This window comes from Nonomuraea sp. NPDC050547, from assembly GCF_044457345.1.
Taxonomy (GTDB): domain Bacteria; phylum Actinomycetota; class Actinomycetes; order Streptosporangiales; family Streptosporangiaceae; genus Nonomuraea.
This window is the reverse complement of record NZ_JBITGW010000009.1, coordinates 246,317-266,373: the sequence shown is the minus strand read 5'-3', so window position 1 is coordinate 266,373 and position 20,057 is coordinate 246,317. Positions and strand designations below refer to the sequence as shown.

The 20,057-nt window shown below is 70.6% G+C and carries 21 protein-coding genes; 5 read left to right on the top strand and 16 right to left on the bottom strand.

Translation table 11 applies throughout. The features are described 5' to 3' along the window. Nucleotides 1-4 precede the first annotated feature (4 nt). From ACIBHY_RS23925 to ACIBHY_RS23890, 8 genes are read right to left on the bottom strand one after another with little or no spacing between them, the layout of a single operon-like run. Nucleotides 5-865 carry a glycosyltransferase family 2 protein gene (locus tag ACIBHY_RS23925; RefSeq protein ID WP_397247752.1) on the bottom strand — a complete coding sequence of 287 codons (861 nt, stop codon included), beginning with the start codon at nt 863-865 and terminating at the stop codon, nt 5-7. Then, nucleotides 862-2,298 (bottom strand): lipopolysaccharide biosynthesis protein, encoded by a 1,437-nt coding sequence (locus tag ACIBHY_RS23920; RefSeq protein ID WP_397247750.1) that lies wholly within the window; start codon nt 2,296-2,298, stop codon nt 862-864. The genes ACIBHY_RS23925 and ACIBHY_RS23920 overlap by 4 nt, the downstream gene beginning before the upstream one ends. Next, nucleotides 2,295-3,257, bottom strand: coding sequence for a hypothetical protein (locus ACIBHY_RS23915; protein WP_397248029.1), 963 nt, complete (start codon nt 3,255-3,257; stop codon nt 2,295-2,297). Before ACIBHY_RS23915 ends, ACIBHY_RS23920 begins: the two co-directional genes overlap by 4 nt. Continuing rightward, the gene (locus tag ACIBHY_RS23910) at nt 3,257-4,495 is read right to left on the bottom strand and encodes a DUF4910 domain-containing protein (RefSeq protein ID WP_397307728.1); all 1,239 of its coding nucleotides are present in this window, start codon (nt 4,493-4,495) and stop codon (nt 3,257-3,259) included. Before ACIBHY_RS23910 ends, ACIBHY_RS23915 begins: the two co-directional genes overlap by 1 nt. Next, nucleotides 4,492-5,511 carry an NAD-dependent epimerase/dehydratase family protein gene (locus tag ACIBHY_RS23905; RefSeq protein WP_397247746.1) on the bottom strand — a complete coding sequence of 340 codons (1,020 nt, stop codon included), beginning with the start codon at nt 5,509-5,511 and terminating at the stop codon, nt 4,492-4,494. The genes ACIBHY_RS23910 and ACIBHY_RS23905 overlap by 4 nt, the downstream gene beginning before the upstream one ends. Before the next feature lies 1 nt (nt 5,512). Next, on the bottom strand, nt 5,513-6,151 hold the full coding sequence (locus tag ACIBHY_RS23900; protein ID WP_397247744.1) for a PIG-L deacetylase family protein: 639 nt from the start codon (nt 6,149-6,151) through the stop codon (nt 5,513-5,515). Further along, entirely contained in the window at nt 6,148-6,909 is a 762-nt protein-coding gene (locus ACIBHY_RS23895; RefSeq protein WP_379639470.1) for a glucose-1-phosphate cytidylyltransferase, read from the bottom strand. The genes ACIBHY_RS23900 and ACIBHY_RS23895 overlap by 4 nt, the downstream gene beginning before the upstream one ends. Continuing rightward, nucleotides 6,906-8,111, bottom strand: coding sequence for a class I SAM-dependent methyltransferase (locus tag ACIBHY_RS23890; protein ID WP_184958545.1), 1,206 nt, complete (start codon nt 8,109-8,111; stop codon nt 6,906-6,908). The genes ACIBHY_RS23895 and ACIBHY_RS23890 overlap by 4 nt, the downstream gene beginning before the upstream one ends. 123 nt (nt 8,112-8,234) lie before the next feature. Between ACIBHY_RS23890 and ACIBHY_RS23885 the strand changes: the two genes are divergently transcribed. Continuing rightward, nucleotides 8,235-8,810 (top strand): dTDP-4-dehydrorhamnose 3,5-epimerase family protein, encoded by a 576-nt coding sequence (locus ACIBHY_RS23885; protein ID WP_397307727.1) that lies wholly within the window; start codon nt 8,235-8,237, stop codon nt 8,808-8,810. Here ACIBHY_RS23885 and rfbD read toward each other — a convergent pair. The 6 genes from rfbD to ACIBHY_RS23855 all read right to left on the bottom strand — a co-directional run bounded on the left by rfbD (nt 8,792) and on the right by ACIBHY_RS23855 (nt 14,226). Beyond that, nucleotides 8,792-9,643: a dTDP-4-dehydrorhamnose reductase gene (rfbD, locus tag ACIBHY_RS23880; RefSeq protein WP_397247740.1), complete on the bottom strand. Its 852-nt coding sequence runs from the start codon at nt 9,641-9,643 to the stop codon at nt 8,792-8,794. The genes ACIBHY_RS23885 and rfbD overlap by 19 nt on opposite strands. Continuing rightward, nucleotides 9,643-10,572 (bottom strand): dTDP-glucose 4,6-dehydratase, encoded by a 930-nt coding sequence (rfbB, locus tag ACIBHY_RS23875; RefSeq protein WP_397307726.1) that lies wholly within the window; start codon nt 10,570-10,572, stop codon nt 9,643-9,645. The genes rfbD and rfbB overlap by 1 nt, the downstream gene beginning before the upstream one ends. Nucleotides 10,573-10,626: 54 nt before the next feature. Continuing rightward, nucleotides 10,627-11,697, bottom strand: a complete 1,071-nt coding sequence (locus ACIBHY_RS23870; RefSeq protein ID WP_397247736.1) for a glucose-1-phosphate thymidylyltransferase — start codon at nt 11,695-11,697, stop codon at nt 10,627-10,629. A gap of 2 nt (nt 11,698-11,699) precedes the next feature. Beyond that, a complete protein-coding gene (locus ACIBHY_RS23865; protein ID WP_397307725.1) occupies nt 11,700-13,154 on the bottom strand; it encodes a sugar transferase in 1,455 nt (484 codons plus the stop codon). Between the two features lie 269 nt (nt 13,155-13,423). Then, nucleotides 13,424-13,774, bottom strand: a complete 351-nt coding sequence (locus ACIBHY_RS23860) for a hypothetical protein (RefSeq protein WP_397247732.1) — start codon at nt 13,772-13,774, stop codon at nt 13,424-13,426. 89 nt (nt 13,775-13,863) lie between these two features. Beyond that, on the bottom strand, nt 13,864-14,226 hold the full coding sequence (locus ACIBHY_RS23855; RefSeq protein WP_397247730.1) for an MmcQ/YjbR family DNA-binding protein: 363 nt from the start codon (nt 14,224-14,226) through the stop codon (nt 13,864-13,866). An 85-nt stretch (nt 14,227-14,311) separates the two neighbouring features. Between ACIBHY_RS23855 and ACIBHY_RS23850 the strand changes: the two genes are divergently transcribed. The 3 genes from ACIBHY_RS23850 to ACIBHY_RS23840 are packed head-to-tail and all read left to right on the top strand — an operon-like array spanning nt 14,312 to nt 15,970. Further along, complete coding sequence (locus ACIBHY_RS23850; RefSeq protein ID WP_397247728.1) at nt 14,312-15,136, top strand: YbaB/EbfC family nucleoid-associated protein; 825 nt, start codon at nt 14,312-14,314, stop codon at nt 15,134-15,136. A 10-nt stretch (nt 15,137-15,146) separates the two neighbouring features. Further along, nucleotides 15,147-15,470 carry a hypothetical protein gene (locus ACIBHY_RS23845; RefSeq protein ID WP_397307724.1) on the top strand — a complete coding sequence of 108 codons (324 nt, stop codon included), beginning with the start codon at nt 15,147-15,149 and terminating at the stop codon, nt 15,468-15,470. Between the two features lie 5 nt (nt 15,471-15,475). Then, nucleotides 15,476-15,970, top strand: coding sequence for a hypothetical protein (locus ACIBHY_RS23840; protein ID WP_397247724.1), 495 nt, complete (start codon nt 15,476-15,478; stop codon nt 15,968-15,970). Between the two features lie 3 nt (nt 15,971-15,973). Here ACIBHY_RS23840 and ACIBHY_RS23835 read toward each other — a convergent pair whose 3' ends face one another. Both ACIBHY_RS23835 and ACIBHY_RS23830 read right to left on the bottom strand, forming a co-directional pair. Next, complete coding sequence (locus ACIBHY_RS23835; protein WP_397247722.1) at nt 15,974-16,270, bottom strand: YrhB domain-containing protein; 297 nt, start codon at nt 16,268-16,270, stop codon at nt 15,974-15,976. Between the two features lie 14 nt (nt 16,271-16,284). Then, the gene (locus ACIBHY_RS23830; protein ID WP_397247720.1) at nt 16,285-16,983 is read right to left on the bottom strand and encodes a toxin glutamine deamidase domain-containing protein; all 699 of its coding nucleotides are present in this window, start codon (nt 16,981-16,983) and stop codon (nt 16,285-16,287) included. A gap of 32 nt (nt 16,984-17,015) precedes the next feature. Here ACIBHY_RS23830 and ACIBHY_RS23825 point away from each other — a divergent pair, with 32 nt between their 5' ends. After that, entirely contained in the window at nt 17,016-20,057 is a 3,042-nt protein-coding gene (locus tag ACIBHY_RS23825) for a BTAD domain-containing putative transcriptional regulator (protein WP_397307723.1), read from the top strand.

The following is a 20,057-nucleotide window of genomic DNA, read 5'->3' as shown; positions in this document are numbered from 1 at the left end:
TCCGTTACATGCCCGGAATGAGGCGCATGAGACGGCGCGTACGGCGGCGCAGCAACATCCGCTGCCGAGCCGCGTAGTGCTTGTAGACCGCGGCCCGCGCCCGGCGGCGCTGGTCGGCGTCGAGCCCGGCCTCCTCGGCGGCGCGCAGCAGCTCGCGGGTGAAGATCACGTTGGCGAAGACGCCGCGCCAGGTCGGCAGCTCGTGCCGCCTGGACATCTTCAGCATGCGGGCCGGAATCCAGATCCGGGCCGCCAGCACCTCGTTGACGTGCGCCCACGGCCCGGCCAGGGCGTAGCGGGCCGCCGCCAGCTCGTCCTCGCGCACCAGGATCGGCCGCGGGATGCTCACCGCCACGTCGCGCCGCATGAGCCCGTAGAGCGGGTCGATGATCGTGTAGCTCTCGGTCAGCAGCCGCAGAAGCTCGGCGAAGCGCTCGACCGGGTCGTCGGAACCCAGCTCGGTGCCCTCGTAGCGGGCCGTGGTGGTCACGCCTTCCGTGGTGTACGCGGTCTGGTGCGTCACCAGGATGACCCGCGGGTCACGCTCGAACTCGCGCAGCACGCGTGAGACGTAGTTCGGCTCGATCCGGTCGTCGTCGCCGATCCAGCGGAAGTACTCGCCCGTCGACAGCTCCATCGCGGTCATGAAGTTGGGGATGGTCCCCAGGTTGCGCGGCTGGCGGTGGTACAGCACGCGCTCGTCGGCCGCCGCCAGCTCGCGGCAGATCTCCTGTGTGCCGTCCGTGGAGGCGTTGTCGGAGATGACCAGCTGGATGTCGGTGTGATCCTGAGCCAGGATCGATCGCACGGTCTCGGCCAGATGCTCGGCGCCGTTGTAGACGGGCAGGCCGATGGAGACGGTCATGACGCGACTTCCTTCTTCCCGAAAGAGGGCATCTTCCTGAGAACGGGCACGACGACAAGGGTGTACACGAGCATGGCGGCGCCGCCCGCGGTGATCAGCTCGACCACCGCCGGAGCACTCACCAGGCGCTCGATCACGTACGCGGTGGCGGTGGCGAGCACAGCCGCGAGCGTCGGACGCAGCAGCGACGGCAGGACGCCGTGCAGGTCCACGCCCGCTCTGCGCAGGAAGAACACGGCCAGCGGCATCGCCGCGGCGACCGAGGCGATCGCCTGGCCGATGGCCGCGCCCCGGATCCCGTCCAGATGCGCGCCGGCGATCAGCGCGGGCAGCAGCACGAAGGCGTGGCCGAGGTTCATCCAGACCGTCGCCTTGGTGGCGCCCTGCGCGGTGAGGATGTCGTAGGTCAGCGCGACCAGCATCCTGACCACCATGACCACCGCCAGCCAGCGCAGCACGCCGGCCGACTGGCCCCACTTCTCGCCGTAGAGGAGGTCGATGAGCGGGTGCGCGAGGGTCGCCATGATCACGGCGAACGGCAGGATGGCGGTGTAGAGCAGTGGGGTGGCCCGCCGTACCCCGTCGGACAGGCGTTCGCCGCCGTCCTCGGCCAGGCGGGAGAACCCGGGGATGGCCACGTTCCTGATCGCGTTGCCGATCAGGCCGGGCACCCAGCTGGAGACGTTGAAGGCGAGCAGGAAGTAGCCGAGCCAGTCCGGGCCCATGACCGCGCCGACCACGATGTAGCCGGCGTTGAGCAGCACGCTCTCCAGCCCGACGCCCGCCGCGGAGGGCAGTCCGAACTTCATCAGCTTGACCGCGATCGGCCGGTCGAAGGCGATCCTGCCGGGCAGCTTGGCCCAGAAGAAGACGATCACGCCGGTGATGACCGCCGCCACGACCTGGCCCCACGCGAAGCTGTACGCGCCCGCGCCCGCCTTGGCCAGCGAGATGGCCACGGCGGCGTTGGCCACGAAGCCGATCGCGATGGCGGTGGTCAGCTTGTCCTGCTCGAAGCGGCGCAGCATGGCCGCGCTGCGTACCGCGGTGAACGCCTCCACCAGGATGATCGCGGTCAGCAGCCGGACCACGCCGGTGGCCTCCGGCGCGCCGGAGGCGGCGGCGTAGTAGGGGGCGCCGAGCCAGAAGATCCCGTAGAGGATGATCGCCGAGACGAACGAGAGCAGGGTCGCGGTCGGCGTGACGTCTTCGAGCTTGCCACGCCACTGCACGACCGCGGCCATGATGCCGAGGTCCTTGACCGTCATGACGAACGCGGTGGCGGCCATGGCCACCGCGAACACGCCGAAGTCCTCGGGGGTCAGCAGCCGGGCCAGGACCAGGCCCATGGTGAACGACCCGGCCCGGGTGATCAGATTCCCGACCAGACCCCAGCGCAACCCGCGCCCGGCCTGCTGACCTATGGATGTCACTGATACTTCTCGCTCTCGTTGACACGTTCCAGCCAGATCTCCCGCCAGAACGGCACGAACTCCCGCGGGCAGTTGACGCTGTAAGCGCCCGCGCAGACGATGTCCTCGAGCGTGATGCACGGGCTCTTCATGGTCAGCAACTCGCCTGTACGCTCGTCGACGCAGACCTCCACCCGTGAGCGGACCCTGGTCACCTTGCCGCAGTGCCTGGCCATCTCCTCTTCGAAACCCAGGCCCCTGTTGTTACGGTTGGCGTCCAACGTCGCGAGGATGTCGGCCTTCGGCCGGACCCGTACGAGCTCGCCCGGCTTGAGGTCGAGTTCGCCGGACGGGGTGCGCTTGAGCGTGCCCGGCGGCACGAAACCCCAGTTGATGCCGTTCTTGATGCGTAACGGCCGGGGCAGCCGGCGGGAGAAGCGCTGCCAGTGGTTGAACAGGCCGACCGTGATCGTGCGCACGGTCGCGAGCACGCCCGCGTTGCCGGTCTTCACATCGGTCACGTACTGGCCGACGTCGCTGAAGCGCACGCAGGTCGGCGCCGCCCGCAGCAGTTCGGTGGCCTGGCAGGCGAAGCGGTCGGGACCCTTCAGCGTGTTGGCGTCCAGCAGCGGCAGCAGCTTCGGCGCCGGCCTGGCCGCCTCCTCCGGATCCGCGGGCGTGACCTTCTTCAGCCAGTCGTGCTTCCAGTAGATGGAGCAGGCCGTCCCGCACCCGCCGTGCGCGCCGCCGTCGCAGCGCGCCCCGGTCAGATGTACGGCATGCTCCATCCTGCGCATGCGTCCTTTCTCGATCGTGTCGCAGAGCTTGTGCGCCACTTTGTGCACGGTCATGCGCTGCCCGCAGTACTTGAGCATCTCCGGCATGAACGGCAGGCTGTCCAGCTCGCCCCGATCGTCCAGGGTGGCCAGGATCTCTTCTTCGCTCCGAACTTCCACCAGGTCCCCGACCCGGAGCTCCATCACGTCTTCTCCTTCAACAAGCTCGCGCCATGCAGCGCGACAGCGGCCTGGGCCACCGCGGAGAACGGCAGGTTCGCGCGCTCGGCGATGTCGAGCAGGGTGTGTTCGCCGTCGGAGAGGTTCAGCACCCACAGCATCGCCATCTGGGCCTGTTTCGTGTCACTCCTTCCGCCCAGTGGCGCGTAGAGGCCTCTCCGGCCTAGTTGCGGCTCGCCGTACGGGCTGAGGTTGAGGTAGGCGCGGTTGCCCTCCAGGACCTCGACCACCTGTTCGAGGGTGTCGAGGGTGTCGGCCATGGCCTCCTCGGTGACGAAGCCCGGGTTGTCGCCCGAGGTGTGGTACTCGGGGTAGCCGGCGTACGGGGTCCTGGTCAGACCGCCGACCGGCAGGTTGAAGCCGGGTGAGCAGTACTGGCGTTCGTCGTAGCCGTAGGGCGAGAAGTCGAGCAGGGTGTGCGGTCGTTCGCGCAGCACGTGGGCGACGACCCGGTCGATCGGGGCGTCGCCGCGCCTGCTGCGTTTGTACGTGAGCGGGCCGGGGTCGCCGGCGCAGGCCAGGGTGAGGCCGTGTTTGATCCGCTCGGTCCGCCCGCGGTTGCGGGCCAGCCAGGTGATCGCGCCGATGGTGCCTGGCGCGAAGATGAACCGGTAGGTGTGGCGGGGGCTGACCAGGCTCTTCGCCAGCTCCACCGCGACCGCGATGCCGGCCAGGTTGTCGTTGGCCAGCGACGGGTGGCAGGTGTGACAGGAGATCAGCACCTCGTCGTCGATTTCGCCCGGGATGACGTGCTCGGCGTAGGTCAGGCTGCCATCGCTCAGCGTGGAGTCGATGAGCACCTCGTAGGGGCCCTCGTCCATCGCGTCGAGCGTCTCCTGCGTGAGGCAGAAGCCCCAGGTCTGGCTGTAGTAGCTGGTGCGGTAGGGCACCAGGCCGGGCAGCGTGTGCAGCCTCGGGCGCAGCTCCTCCAGCGTGAACGTGCCGCGCACGGGCACGCTGTAGCCGACCACGTGCAGGTTGAGCTCCTGGAAGTCGACCACCTTGCGGCCGGACCGGTCCTTGATCCAGGCGTCGCGGATGTTCCACTCCTGCGGCACGTTCCAGTCGAGCACCTGGGTGCCGGTCGGCACCTCGGAGACCGTCAGCGGCAGGTGTTCGCCGATGATCGCCAGCGTCTCGCGGACGCCGTCGCCGGTGATGCTGCGGCAGATCGGATAAAGGCGCTCGACCAGCTCTTTCACGGGCGCAGTGTCCCGTCCACGGTCCCGGCGCCCTGCCGGTCGGCCAGGCGGGCCAGACGGGTGAAGCGGCGCTCGAAGGCGTGCTTGTCCAGGCCGTGCCGCTGGTAGGCCTCGACCAGCTCGGCGGCTCCCGCGGCCACGGTCCAGCCCGCGTCGAAATCGGGCATGGCCTGCCGGATCCTGGCGAAGTCCACACGGTAGGAGCGCGGGTCGTTGCCCGCCTCGCCGGTGATCGTCAGCCGCGAGCCGGGCACCGCGTCCGCGACCTCCCGCGCGATCTCGGCCACCGTCACGTTGTTGCGCTCGGTGCCGACGTTGAAGGGCTGATCGTGTACGGCCCCGCGCGGCGCGACCAGCGCGAGGGCGAAGGCCTGGGCGATGTCCAGGGCGTGCACCAGCGGCCGCCACGGCGTGCCGTCCGACAGCACGCGCACCTCCCCGGTCAGGAACGCGTGCCCGACCAGGTTGTTGAGCACGATGTCGGCCCGGAGCCTGGGCGAGAAGCCGAAGGCGGTGGCGTTGCGCATGTACACCGGCGAGAAGTCGTCGTCGGCCAGCTTGGCCAGGTCCTCCTCCACGCGCACCTTCGACTCGGCGTACGGGGTCACCGGCTTCAGCGGGGCGTCCTCGTTGACCAGGCCGTCGCCGCCGGAGGCGCCGTAGACCGAGCAGGTGGAGGCATAGAGGAAACGGCGCACGCCGGCGGCCTTGGCGAGTTCGGCCAGCCGTACCGAGGCATGGTGGTTGATGTCGTAGGTCAGCTGGGGCGCCAGTGAGCCCAGCGGGTCGTTCGACAGCGCCGCCAGGTGGGCCACCGCGTCGATGCCCGTGAAGACCTCGGGCCCGGCGTCGCGCAGGTCGACGGTGTGGCCGGGCGGGTCGTCCGGCGCCGGGCCCAGCACGCAGTCGGCGAACAGGCCGGAGTCCAGGCCGGTCACCTCATGGCCGGCCGCGCGCAGGACCGGGGCCATCACGGTGCCCAGATAGCCTTGGTGTCCGGTCAGAAGTACCCGCATGTCAGTCTCCAGCCAGGTCGATCGTCAGCTTGTTCACATGGAAGGCCTCGGCGTAGCGGCTGTTGCACTCGATGCCGCGAAGGCGCATCAGGCCGAGGAAGGCCTCGCGGTCGAACCAGGCACGCCCGCGCTGCGAGGGGTAGAGCAGGTGAAGCAGGTCTATCTTGCGCTCGGCCAGCTCGGGCGCGATCGGATGGTAGGCGTTGGGGCGGCCCATGTCGCCGTCCCACTTGGCGATCTCGTAGCCCAGCGTGAGGTGGTCGCGGAACGTCGTCGGCACGAGCTGGGCCAGGCCCCGGTGGTCCTGGTGGGCGTCGCCCGTCCAGGGGGCCAGGATCAGGTCGGGGTCGGTGGCGGCGCGCAGGTCCTCCAGCGCGTTCTTGGCGCGCTCCCAGTGGGCGGGCAGCCGGCCGTCCGGGATGTCCAGGACGGTGACGTGCACCTCGGCCTCGGGGCAGAGCGCCTTCAGCGCGGCCCGCTCCTCGTCCTCCCTGGAGGTGCCGCCGCCGGACAGGACGAGCGCGTCCACGCGGGTCGCGCCCAGCGTGAGCAGCGTGGCGCCGGCGCCGATCGCGAGGTCGTCGCAATGGGCGCCGAGTGCCACGATCCGCCCGGCTCGGCCGGGCCTGAGTCCGATCATGCTTCCCACAGCGCCCACGGACGCTCGCCCCGGCTCCACGAGTTGTCCAGCTCCAGGCGCTGGTTGACGGTGTCGCTCGGACGCCAGTAGCCGCGGTGCCGGTAGGCCAGGAGGCGGCCGCGCTTGGCCAGCTCCATGCAGCCGTCGGCGACCAGGTCGCCGCCCTCCGGGATGTGGTCGAAGATCTCCTGGCGCAGCACGAAGAAGCCGCCGTTGATCCACAGCGGCATCTCGCTGACCGGGGTGATGCCGCCGACCAGGCCCTCCTCGCCCATCTCGATGACGTGGAAGGTGTTGGACGTCGGCGGGACCACCATCATGGACGCGCCCGCGCCGGAGGCGGCGAAGCTGTCGATGATCTTGGGTAGCGGCGCGTCGGCCACCACGTCGGCGTAGTTGGCCAGGAACATCTCATCGCCGTCCAGCCGCTCGCGCACCCGGCGCAGCCGCTCGCCGATCGGCGAGTCGAGGCCGGTGTCCACCAGCGAGATGCGCCAGTCGGAGATGTCCGTCTCCAGCATCTCGACGGTGCCGTCGCGCAGCGCGAACTGGTAGGTCAGGAAGAAGTCCTTGATGTGCTGGGCGCCGTAGCCCAGACACAGGATGAAGTCCTTGTGACCGAAGTGCGCGTAGTAGCGCATCACATGCCACAGCAGCGGCCGGGGACCGACGAGCTGCATGGGCTTGGGGATGTCGCCGCCCACGCCCTCGTGCCGCATGCGGGTGCCGCGCCCTCCGCAGAACAGGACGACCTTCACTCGACGACCTCCAGCCTGGGGATCGGGAAGACCAGCCGGCCACCCCACTCGCGGACGAAGGAGAGCTGCTCGACCAGCTCGTCACGCAGGTTCCACGGCAGGACCAGCACGTAGTCAGGCCGGTCGGTCTCGATCGCCTCCGGAGGCAGGATCGGGATCCGGCTGCCGGGGGTGAACCTGCCATGCTTGTACGGGTTGCGATCCACCGTGTACGCCAGCAGGTCCGGCCGGATGCCGCAGTGGTTGAGCAGGGTGTTGCCCTTGCCCGGCGCGCCGTACCCGACGACGGTCTTGCCCGCGTCGGCGGCGTCGATGAGGAAGCGCAGCAGGTCGCGCCGGACCTTGGCGACGCGGGCCGCGAAGTTCGCGTACCCGGAGATCTCATGCAGTCCGGCGGCCTTCTCCCGCGCCAGGACGTCCGCCACCCGCTCCGACGGCTCGCCCGACGGCTTCGCCCACAGCCGGATCGAGCCGCCGTGCGTCGGCAGCAGCTCCACGTCCACCAGCGTGAGCCCGCCACTGGCCAGCGCGCGCTGCGCCGAGGCGACCGTGTAGTACTGGAAGTGCTCGTGGTAGATCGTGTCGTACTGGTTCAGCTCCATGAGCGTGAGCAGGTGCTGCACCTCGATCGCGACCAGGCCGTCGTCGGCCACCAGCGCCCGCAGGCCCTGGGTGAACCCGACCACGTCCGGGATGTGCGCGTAGACGTTGTTGGCGACGACCACGTCGGCGGGGCCGTGCTCCTCGCGCACCCGCCGCCCCACCTCGGGCGAGAGGAACTCGGTGAGCGTCGGCACGCCCTTCTCCACCGCGGCCGCGCCCACGTTGGCCGACGGCTCGATGCCCAGGCAGCGCACCCCGCGCTCGACCACGTGCTGCAGGAGGTAGCCGTCGTTGCTGGCCACCTCCACCACGAACGAGTCCGGCCAGAGCGTCAGCCCGTCGACGAAGCGGCGGGCGTGCTCCACCCAGGAGGAGGAGTAGGAGGAGAAGTACGCGTACTCGGTGAAGGTGTCCTCGGGGGTGATCAGCGGCGGGAGCTGGGCCAGCCAGCAGTCCGTGCACACCCGCAGGTGCAGCGGGAAGGTCTGCTCGGGCTGGTCGAGGCGGTCGGCGGTGAGGAACAGCTCGCACGGCGGCGTCGCGCCGAGGTCCACGACGCCGGCCATCGCCCCCGACCCGCACAGACGACAAACGATCATTTCAGCTCACTCCCGCGTGTTCGTCGGACATAGCGGACGGATCGTTACAGCTGCTGCCCGCGGAGTAGACGGTGGTCACTTCGACCTAGCCCTTTCAGGAGTGTTTGTGTGATGCTGCGCCCCATGAAGCCCCTGAGCATCGACGGTGCGTGGGAGTTCACCCCGCGCGTCCACGCCGACCCTCGCGGCGCCTTCCTGGAGGCCTACCGAACCGCCGACCTGCCCAGGCCCTTCGAGACCGTGCAGGTCAACTGCTCGGTCTCCAAGGCGGGCGTCCTGCGGGGCGTGCACTTCGCCGACGTGCCTCCCGGACAGGCGAAATACGTGATGTGCGTGTCCGGCGCGATCCTCGACGTCGTCGTGGACCTGCGCGAGGGCTCCCCGGACTTCGGCCGGTGGGAGGCCGTGCGGCTCGACTCCGACGAGCGCAGGGCCGTGCTCATCGCGGAAGGGCTCGGCCACGCCTTCCTCGCGCTGAGCGAGCAGGCCACGGTGCTCTACCTGTGCTCCTCCGGCTACAACCCGGGCGGCGAGCACGGCGTCCACCCCCTCGACCCCGACCTGGGCATCACGTGGCCGGTCGACGAGCCGCTGCTGTCGGACAAGGACGCGGCCGCGCCCACGCTGAAGGCGGCGCTGGAGTCCGGGCTGCTGCCTTCCTACGCCGCGTGCCAGAAGTTCTACGCGGGACTGCACTGACGACCAGCTCTCGTGGCCAGCACCGGCCAGGCGGCGTGCAGCGCGGCTCGCCAGTCGCGCAGCGGCTCGCCTCTGGTGCAGGCGAGCAGGCTGTTGGCAGGGCGCGCGGCGGGCATCGGGTAGTCGGCCGTGGTGATCGGCCTGACCCGGTCGGGGCTCGTGCCGAGCAGCGTGAAGATCTCGCGGGCGAAGCCGTACCAGGTGGTCTCGCCGGCGCTGGTGCCGTGGTAGACGCCCGGCGGCTGGTCCGACTGGGCCAGCCGGACCAGGTAGTCGGCCAGGTCGGCGGTCCAGGTGGGCTGGCCGCGCTGGTCGTCGACCACGTTCACGAACTCGCGTTCACCGGCCAGGCGGATCATGGTCTTGACGAAGTTACGGCCGGCGGCGCCGTACAGCCAGGCGGTGCGGACCACGTAGTGCCCGGCGGCCGCGACCTCGCCGGCGAGCTTGCCGCGCCCGTAGGCGTTGAGTGGATGCGGTTCGTCGTCCTCCCGGTACGGCCGCGCCGACCGCCCGTCGAAGACGTAGTCCGTCGAAAGCTGGACTAATCGCGCCCCGGCCCGCACGCAGGCGTCGGCCAGCACCTCGACCGCCCTGCCGTTGACCGCCATGGCCTCGTCCTCGTGCTTCTCGGCGTCGTCCACGGCCGTCCAGGCGGCGCAGTTGACCACCACTCTGGGCCGGTAGGCGCCGATGAAGTCGCGCACCGCGCGCGGCTCGCACAGGTCGAGGTCGGCGCGGGTGAGCGCGAGCACCGGCTCCCCGGTGAGCGCGATCCGCTCCAGCACGTCGGTGGCGAGCATGCCGCCGCCACCGGTGATCAGCCAGCGCATCAGTCGTTCCACCGGTCCCCGTGCTCGGCGTACCAGCGGACGGTGTCCTTCAGACCCTGGTCGAAGGCGACCTCGGGCCGGTAGCCGAGCGCGCGCAGCTTCGCGTCGTCGAGCGAGTAGCGCCGGTCGTGGCCCTTGCGGTCGCTCACGTACTCGACCATGTCCCAGTCCTTGCCGCAGGCGTCGAGCAGGCGGCCGGTCAGCTCCACGTTGGTCAGTTCGGCGGTGCCGGCGATGTGGTAGACCTCGCCAGGCTCGCCCTTTTCCGCCACGAGCCGGATGCCGGCGCAGTGGTCGCTCACATGGACCCAGTCGCGGACGTTGCCGCCGTCGCCGTACAGCGGGACCTTCTTGCCATTGAGCAGATTCGTCACGAAGAGCGGGATGAGCTTCTCCGGGTACTGGCGTGGGCCGTAGTTGTTGCCGCAGCGGGTGATGGAGACGTCCAGGCCGTGGGTGATGGCGTAGGCGCGGGCGATCAGGTCGCCGCCGGCCTTCGCCGCCGCGTACGGCGAGCGGGGCTGCAACGGCGCGTCCTCGGTCCACGAGCCGATGTCCACCGAGCCGTAGACCTCGTCGGTGGAGACCTGGACCACCTTGCGCGTACCGGCTCTGAGACAGGCGTCGAGCAGCGTCTGGGTGCCGAGCACGTTGGTGCGCACGAACTCGGCGGCACCGTCGATAGAGCGGTCCACGTGCGACTCGGCGGCGAAGTTCACCACCAGGTCGTGGCCGGGCACCACCTCGTCGAGCAGGGCGCCGTCGCAGATGTCACCGTGGACGAACGTGTGGCGCACCTCGTCGAGGTTGCGCCGGTCGCCGGCGTAGGTGAGCTTGTCGAGGACGGTGATCTCGGCCCGGTCGTCCACGCACATGCGCGCGTACGCCGAGCCGATGAACCCCGCACCCCCAGTGATGAGGATCTTCACTATGCCGACTTCGTCGTCATCGTGACATTCATGCTGCGCCTAATGGTTCCCTCACTACGTTCGGTCATGGATCTGCACCTTGCTGTGATCGCCCAGCACGAGGCGGTGGGCTCTGGGGGTGTTCGGGGCGGGTGTGACCTGGACGTCGTGGCCGATGAGTGAGGCCTCGATGCGGCGCACGCCCTCGATGGAGGCTCTGGGCAGCACGATGGAGTACTCGATCTCGCTGTCGGCGATGACGCAGTCGGCGCCGATCGAGGTGAAGGGGCCGACGTAGCTGTCGGCGACGCGCGCGCCCGCCCCGATGACGGCGGGCCCGACGATGCGCGAGCGCTCCACGCGGGCGCCGGCCTCCAGCCGCACCCGGCCGATGAGCTCGCTGTCCACGCTCTCCCCCTGTACGGCCGGCTCCATCGACTCCAGGACCAGCCGGTTGACCTCCAGCATGTCCTCGACGTTGCCGGTGTCCTTCCAGTAGCCGGTGACGGTCGTGGACTCGACGTGGTAGCCGCGGTCGATGAGCCATTGGATGGCGTCGGTGATCTCCAGCTCGCCGCGCCAGGACGGTTTGAGCTCGGCCACCGCCTCGTGCACGGCGGCGGTGAAGAGGTAGACGCCGACCAGGGCCAGGTCGCTCTTGGGGTGCTGCGGCTTCTCCTCCAGGCTCTTGACGCCGCCGTCGGGATTGAGTTCGGCGACGCCGAACTGGCGGGGGTCGCCGACGCGGGTCAGCATGATCTGCGCGTCCGGCTTTCTGGCCATAAATCCGGACACGATGTCGTTGATGCCGCCGACGAGGAAGTTGTCGCCCAGGTACATGACGAAGTCGTCGTCGCCCAGGAAGTCGCGGGCGATCAGCACCGCGTGCGCCAGCCCGAGCGGCGCCTCCTGCCGCAGGTAGGTGACCTCCAGCCCGAACGCGGAGCCGTCGCCGACGGCCGCCTCGATCTCGGCGTGCGTGTCACCGACCACGATGCCCAGCTCACGGATGCCCGCCGCGGCGATCGCCTCCAGCCCGTAGAACAGGACCGGCTTGTTGGCGACGGGCACCAGTTGCTTGGCCGAGGTGTGGGTGATCGGCCTGAGCCGGGTCCCCGACCCTCCGGCGAGGACGAGTGCTTTCACGGCTAGTAGGCCCCTTCTCCACGGGTGACGACCGACCAGGTCTTCCAGAGGATCTGCAGGTCGAGAATGAGCGACCAATTCTCGACGTACCTGAGGTCGAGCCGTACCGACTCCTCCCAGGTTAGGTCGGAACGGCCACTGACCTGCCACAATCCGGTCATACCCGGCTTGACGACCAGGCGCCGGCGGACGTCTATGCCGTATCTGGCGACCTCTTCCGGCAGCGGCGGGCGCGGGCCGACCAGCGACATGTCCCCGGCGACGACGTTGAGCAACTGGGGCAGCTCGTCGATGGAGTATCGGCGCAGGAAGGCGCCCACCCGGGTGATCCGTGGATCGTTCCTAATCTTGAAGAGCACGCCGTCGAACTCGTTCTCGTCGAGAAGCGTGTCCTTGAGTTGCTCCGCGTTTACCACCATGGTCCGAAATTTCAGGACCTTGAAGGTCGTGCCGTCCCTGCCCACCCGCGTCTGGCGGAACAACGCGGGCCCGGGACTGGTCAGCCGGATCGCGAGCGCGATGCCCAGCAGCGGAATCGACAGCAGCAGCACCGCCAGCGCCGCGACCACCCGGTCGAAGGCGTTCTTCACCACCCGCTTGGCCCCGCCGAACTCCGGGTGCTCCACGTGCAGCAGCGGCATCCCGGCGACCGGCCGGATGCTGATGCGCGGCCCGGCCACTTCCATGAGCGCCGGAGCCACGAACAGATCGGTCTTGGCCGTCTCCAGGCTCCACGCCATCCTGCGCAGGGTCGTCCCGTCGAGTTCGGGACAGGCCAGCACCGCGACGGCGTCCGCCCCGACCTTCGCCACGACGTCGGCCACCTCGGTGAAGGAGCCGAGCACCGGCGTCCCCTCGAGATCGGCGTCCATCGCGCCGGGCGGCAGGCACGCGCCCACGACCACCATGCCGTGGTGCGGCTGGCGGCGGAAGGTCACCACCAGGTCGATCACGGCCTCCCGATGGCCGACCGCGATGACGTGGCGCATGTAGTCGCCGACCGCCCGCCTGCTGTGCAGGCGTTTGCGCATGCGGTAGCGGAAGAACAGCGTCGTCATGATGGCCAGCGGCAGCGTGGCCATGACGAAGCTTCTGGCGACGGCCGTCTGGGTGGCGTAGGCGCCGATGGCCACAGCGGCCATCAGCCCGACACCGCCGTTGAACACCGCGCGGAACTCGTCAGTGCCCTCGCCGTGGGCTCGCTGACGGTACGCGCCGCCCAGCATCAGGGCCAGCGGCCAGGCCACCAGCAGCCCGATGCCCAGCGCGAACTCCTCCGCCGGAATGTACGCGCCGAAGCCCAGCCGCACCCCGAACACGAAGGCACAGCAGGCCACCGCACAGGCGACGTCGCCCAGTAATAAGAGCCGTAGATACGCCCGCGTCCAGATACTGGATGCGTGACGCGGCACGGCATGGAGGAGCACGACATCGGACTCCCCTATCCCCACCCTCATAACACCCCACCTGCAACTCTCGGCACCGCAATAACGTGACGTTCCTTGAAGCGCATGGGTTTACCCACATCCCACATGAACTCAAGGGCGGCGGCCCCCACTAAAGAGTAAAGATCGATTCCATGCTGGGGAATAACGCACTATGTCCACAATCGGACGCCGGGGCGCAGATTTCTGACCTTGACGGAACGATCCAAAGATGCAGCGAGGAGCAGGAGAAATGTCTGTTTGACCACTGGAAACCCAGCGATAGCGCCAGAATTCAGGAGCTAGTCATACTCAAGATCTGGCAATGCGGACGGCGGATCCGGACTGCGCCACACGACCACAATCCCGTCCTGCACCGACTCCGCCGCGACGGCCAGTCGATCAAGATCGAAATCCGGCAGATACCGCAGGCGCGCAAGGAACGTCGCATCGGTCGCCGACCTCGGCACGACGCAGCCCTCGCCGTCGCGATCCAGCAAGATGTAGAGGACGTCGGCCCCGGGCTCGGTGACAACCCTCACCTCGACCACGTCCTCCCACGCCAGCGCCTCGACGCTGCCGTCGGCGTAGTGACGGGTGACGCCCTCCTCGGTCACGTACACGTAGGAGTCCGGCATCGGGTTGCCGTGCATGGGCGCGATTCTCGCGACTCGGGGCCTCGTCCCGCAAGGGCCTGCGCTTATAGGTGCTTATGGGACCACCGGCAATCGCGTACCGGCGATCATGGGCTGTCGATGAGCCCCAGGGTGGCCTCGAACGCCGTCACCATCTCCTGCGGCGCCGTCAGGCACCACGCCTCGGCGACCAGCTCCCACAGCTCCTCGGCGTCGATCCGGTCGAGGTGCACGACGACCCAGCCGAACCGCCCCGCGGTGAACTGCACCTCGAACACCTCGGGCCGCTCGGCCACGAGCGCGAGCTGCTCCTCGATGGTGGCCTTGAGCCCGACCGTCTCCGTGCGCTCCCACAGGTAGCCGAACCCGCGTCCGTGGACCTTCACGCTGGTCCACTCGCCGCCGTCGCCGAGCTCGTGCTCGGGCAGCCGCCGCAGCATCTCCAGGAACTCGTCAACGGTTACGCCCATGCCCACAGGTCTAGCAGAGCCGTCCGACATTTGCCGTATCGAAGGTGAGAAGCGGCCTTTGTCTAGCTGAGGTAATGTCTGTCCGGTGCCGGAGCCTCTTGACGACACGGAACTCGATCGGCTGATGGCCGACACCCGCGCGCTGATCGACGCGTTGCGGACGGGTGAGGCGGACGCGGCGCCGTACGGCGAAGGCACGAGCGAGGACGGCCGGGTGCGCGTCACCGTCGGACGCGGCGCCGTCGAGAGCATCAGGCTGGACCCCCGCCTTCTGCGGCTGCCGCCGGACGAGGTGGCGGAGCTGGTGCTCGGGGCCGTCAACGCGGCGATCGGGCAGGCGCGCGGCGCCCACGGCGCTCCCGACGTCCCCGACCTGGCGGCCATGTCACAGATGTTGCGCCAGGCGCGCGACGAGGCCCTGTTCCAGATGGACACGATCGCCCGCGGCATCGCCTCTGCGATGGCCGAGCTGCACGGCCGTACCCGGGTCGAGGGCGCGGCCGACACGCGCAGCCTCGGCCTCGACCAGCTCCTCGAACTCACCCAGGCCTACCTGGACGTGGCGGCCGAGGGACAGGAGCGGCCGATCGAGCCGCCGCGCGGCGAGGGCCTCGCGCTCGACGGCCAGGTACGCGCGCTCGCGGCCGACGGCCGCCTGGACGCCTTGGAGATCGGGGCGAAGGCGATGTCCGCCGGTACGCACGAGCTGGCCGGGCATCTGCGCACCGCCGTCAACGAGGCGTTCGCCGACCTGCGGGCCCAGCGTGCCGAGAGCGAGGCGGCGGCCGGCCTGCACCGTGAGGACCTCGACCGGCGGGCTCGCCAGCTCCAGGACCTCAGCCTCGACCAGATGCACCGGGCCACGCGGGCGCTGCGCGACATCATGTCCAGCGTCCGGGGTCCGGACTAGGGAGGTGGCCGTGGAAGACAGCCTGCACAGACCCGCGCGGACGTACGGCGCGGCCGGCGAGGTCGGTGCCTCGGCCGACGAGCTGCGGGCGCAGCTGGACGCCTTCCGCCGCGAGGTCGAAGGCGACGGCGGCGCCCTCGGCGGCGACGACCTCGGCATGCTCATCGGCGCCGTCTACGCGGCCATCCACGAGATGGCGTTCGGCTCCTACAGCGAGAACACCGACGATCTGAAGGCCGTCGCCGCGGACATCGAGACCATGGGGGCGAACCAGCAAATGGGCGAAGAGCTGAATCTCATCGAGATCAACAACGTCAAGAAACTGCTCGGGTAGACGTCATGGGGATGCAGCCCCCGGCCGGGCTCGGCAAGGTCATGTACTCGCTGGGCCGCCACTGGCCGATGACCGACGAGGAGTACCTGTTCAAGATCGGCCTCGCCTGGATGGCGCTGGGCCGGGACATGGGCACGGCGGTGAACAAGAGCGAGACCCCGGCGGCGGGGGTGTGGGCGGAGCAGAAGGGCGACGGCGTCACCGCCTTCCGCCAGGCGTGGAACGCCGGGGACTCCCCTCAGGGCAACCTGCGCGACGGCACGACCGGCGCCGGCGTCATCGGCCTCGGGCTGATGGTCCTGGCCGCGATCGTCCTCATCCTGAAGATCAACTTCATCGTCCAGCTGATCCAGCTCGTCATCCAGCTCCAGATCGCCATCGCCGCGGCCCCGGCCACGATGGGCGCCTCGACGGCGCGCATGCCGATCATCATGGAGATCACCGGGCGCCTGCTCGACCTGTGCGTCACCATCGCGATGAACGGGGTCATCGGCGGCTGAGGCTCAGGGCGCCTGCCCGCTCTCGTAGGCCTCCAGCGCGGACTCGCGGGTGTGGAAGGACGGGAAGTCGATGATCCGCCCGTCCTCGCGCAGCACCAGCAACGGCCCGGCACCGGCCAGACCCTCGCCGGGCTCGCGGGTACGCAGGTAGGACACCGTCGTATAGGTGAACAGCCACCCGTAGGGCTTCTCGATCGTGGCCGCGTCGTCGACGGCGACCTCCTCGGCGCCGTCCAGGTCCGGGAACTCCCTGGCGACGAAGTCGCGCGCGGCGCGCTCGGCCGCCTCTCTGCCGATCATCGATGGCCGCCTCCTCACGCGGTGCGGAAGAACTCGAACGAGCTGAACTGGGTGTGGGTATTGACCGGCGACACCAGCCTGGACTGCCCGTCCAGGTAGAGCACCCTGCCGTTGACGTTGGCGACATTGTAGATGTGGGCGTTGCCGTTGCCGCCGCTCGCCATGATGATGCCGCGCGATCCCGGGTTGGCGGCGATCGTCCGCGCCACGGGGTCGAGGGAGTCGCTCCGCGTCGAGCCCTCGATCGCCCTCCTCTGCAGGACGCCCCGGGCCTCGCCCATCGGCGAGCCCCGAAGCGGACCGGCGACCGCGACCCGCCTGGCCAGCACGTCGTCCACGGCCAGGGCCGTCTCGGGACAGTTTCTGAGGCTCCTGGTCGGGTTGATGCGCTCCAGCATCTCCCGGATCTTCATGCGCGACAGCGGCCCGTCGCCCGCCGCCCTCTGGAGGCGGGCGATCTCCTGGTGCGCCGCCCGCATCAGGGCCTGGTCCGCGGCCGACACCGGCGCCACGGCGCGCTCGAACTGGTCGATCTGCCGTGGGCGGATGTTCGCCAGCGGCACAGGGCCACGACCCGGCACCCGGGGCGGAACCCGGCCGGGCCCGGCCGCCATCTGCGGGCGCCTGCCCTTGCGCGCCGCCTTACCGCGCTTGAGCCAGGGAGCGGCGACGCGGAACAGCCCAAGCCGCACGACACCACCGAACTTCGCCATTGGGGATTTATAGCAGTCAGTAGGCTGGAGGCATGTCGGCTCCCCGGTTCGGAGTCCTGGGGCCGTTGGAGGTCAGGGGCGAGGATGGCGAACCCGTCGCGCTCGGCGGCCCCCGCCCCAGAGCGCTGCTGGCTCTCCTCCTTCTGGACGCGGGCAGGCTGGTCAGCACCGAGCGTCTCATCGACGGCCAGTGGGGCGAGGACCCGCCGGCCGGCGCGGTCAACGCGATCCAGGCCCACGTCTCCCGGTTGCGGCGGCAGCTCCCGCCCGACCTGATCGAGTTCCACGGCAGCGGCTACCGGCTCGCGGTCGACCCCGACGACGTGGACGCCCACCGCTTCGAGCACCTGGCCGCCGACGGCCGCGCGCTGCTGGCCGCCGCCCAGCCGGAGCGCGCCGCCGCCACGCTCCGGGAGGCCCTCGCGCTGTGGCGCGGCCCCGCCCTGCCGGAAGTGGCCCACGCCGGCGCGCAGATCGCCCGCCTCGACGAGGTACGGCTGGCCGCGACGGAAGACCTGATCGAGGCCGAACTGGCCCTCCCCGCGGGCACCTCGGTCGGCTCCCTGAGGCAGCTCGTCTCCGCGCACCCGCTGCGCGAGCGGCTGCGCGGCCAGCTCATGCGCGCGCTGCACGCGGGCGGCCAGCAGGCCGCGGCCCTGGAGGTCTACGAGGAGGGGCGCCGGTTGCTGGCCGACGAGCTGGGCGCCGACCCCTCGCCCGAGCTGGCCGGACTCCACGTGGCGATGCTGCGCGCCGACGCCCCTCGCGCCAGCCTGCGGCTACCCGCCCCCTTGACCAGCTTCGTCGGCCGCGAGGCCGAGCTGGACCGGCTCACCGCCCTGGCCGCCGCCCGGCTGGTCACGATCACCGGGCCGGGCGGCACCGGCAAGACCCGCCTGGCGGTGGAGTCGGCCCGGCGGGGCGGCCGGGACGTCTGCTTCGTCGACCTGTCGGCGGTGGCCGATGCCGGGCTGGTCCCGCACGCGGTGATGGGCGCGCTGGGCGTGCGCGAGACCGGGCTGGGGCTGCTCCAGCCGCCGGACCCCGTGGAGCGGGTCGTGTCCGCGCTGGCCGACCGGGACCTGCTACTCGTCCTGGACAACTGCGAGCACGTCGTCGCCGCGGCCGCGCTGCTGACCAGACGGCTGCTCGACGCCTGCCCGAAGCTGTCGGTCCTGGCCACCGGCCGCGAGCCGCTCGGGCTGACCGGCGAGGTACTGGTCCCGCTGGCCCCGCTGGCGCTTCCGGTCGCCGGCGCGGAGCCGGGCGAGTGGACGCGGGCCCCGGCCGTGCGGCTGTTCACCGAGCGGGCCCTGGCCGTGCGCCCCGGGTTCGAGCCGGGACCAGAGGTGGTGGAGATCTGCACGGCGCTCGACGGCTCGCCGCTGGCGATCGAACTGGCGGCGGCGCGCCTGCGCTCCTTCACCGTGGCGGAGATCGCCGCCCGGCTGGCCGAGCACGGCCGGTTCAAGCTGCTCTCCCGCGGCGACCGGACCGCCGCGGCCAGGCACCGGACGCTGCGCGCCGTCGTCGACTGGAGCTGGAGCCTGCTCAGCCACGAGGAGCAGGTGGTGGCCAGGAGGCTGAGCGTGTTCGCCGGCGGGGCCGGGCTGGAGGCCGTCGAGCGGGTCTGCGGCGACGGCGAGGTGCTCGCCGATCTGGTGGACAAGTCCTTCGTGGAGGCGGCCGACGGCCGGTACCGGATGTTCGAGACGGTCCGCCTGTTCTGCGCGGAGAAGCTGGAAGAGGCCGGCGATCCCGCCCGGGACGTGCATGCCGCGTATTTCCTGGAACTGGTGCGGGAGGCCGATCCCTGGCTGCTGCGGGCCGAGCAGCTCGACTGGCTGGCCCGGCTCTCCGCCGAGCAGGCCAACCTCCAGGCGGCGCTGCGGCACGCCGTACGCCACGATCCGGGAACGGGGCTGCGGCTGGTCGGGGCGCAGGCGGCCTACTGGTTCCTGAGCGGGCGGCGCGGGCAGGCCGCCGCGTCGGCGCGGGAGCTGCTCGACCGGGTGGGTGAGCCTCCTGCCGAGCTGGTTGAGGAGTACGTGCTGTGCGTGCTGCTGGCCGTACCGGATGTGCGGGAGGAGCAGTGGGCTCGGGCGGAGGCGATCATGAACGTGCTGGACCGCACGCTGCGCCACCCGTTCGGGACCGTCCTGTGGGGCATGGTCGCTGGGCCCGGCAGTCCCGGCGTCGACCGGAGGCGGCGGGGGCGGATGCTCGGTCCCGAGCCGTGGAGCAGGGCGGTGGCCGTGCTCGGCGAGGCGCTGGTCGACCAGCTCGACGGGCGGCTGGCCGAGGCCGAGCGCGGGCTGGAGACGGCGCTTGCCAGCTTCACCGCCCTGGGCGAGCGGTGGGGCATGGCGCAGGGCCTGGAGTCGCTGGCGACGCTGGCGAGCTGGCGCGGCGAATGGGCGCGGGCGCGCGAGCTGTGGCAGCGGGCACTCGACCTGATCGGCGAGCTGGGCGCGGACGACGAGGTCGTGGACATCCTGTGCCGCCGGGCCAGCGGGCTCATGCGCGAGGGCGACCAGGACGCGGCCGCCGCTGACCTGGCCAGAGCCGCCGAGCTGGCCCGCATGACCGGGCGGCCGGCGATCGTGGAGTTCACGCTGGGCGAGCTGGCCGACCGGCGCGGTGACCCGGCCGCGGCCCGCGCGCACTACGAGAGCGCGCTGGCCGTCGCCCAGCCCGGCGTCTTCGTCACCGAGGGCCTGCGGCCGCACGCGCAGACCGCCCTCGCGCGCCTGGCCGTGCGGGACGGCGACCACGCGCGGGCACGCGCGCTGCACGCCGAGGCGCTCACGGGCATCTCGCGCTCGCTGGCCGGCGACCTGGCCACCGTGGTCGAGGGCCACGCCGACCTGGCCCTTCTCGACGGTACGGCGGAGCGTGCCGCCTACCTCCTGGGCGCTGCCGCGACGCTGCGCGGCATGGCCGTCACCGGCGACCGCGCCGTGGCCGACGTGGCCGCGGCGGCGACGCGGGCGATCGGCGCCGAGCGGTTCGCCGCGCAGTACGCGAAGGGCGCGGCGCTGAGCAGGAACGAGGCGCTGACAGTGCTGTCGTGA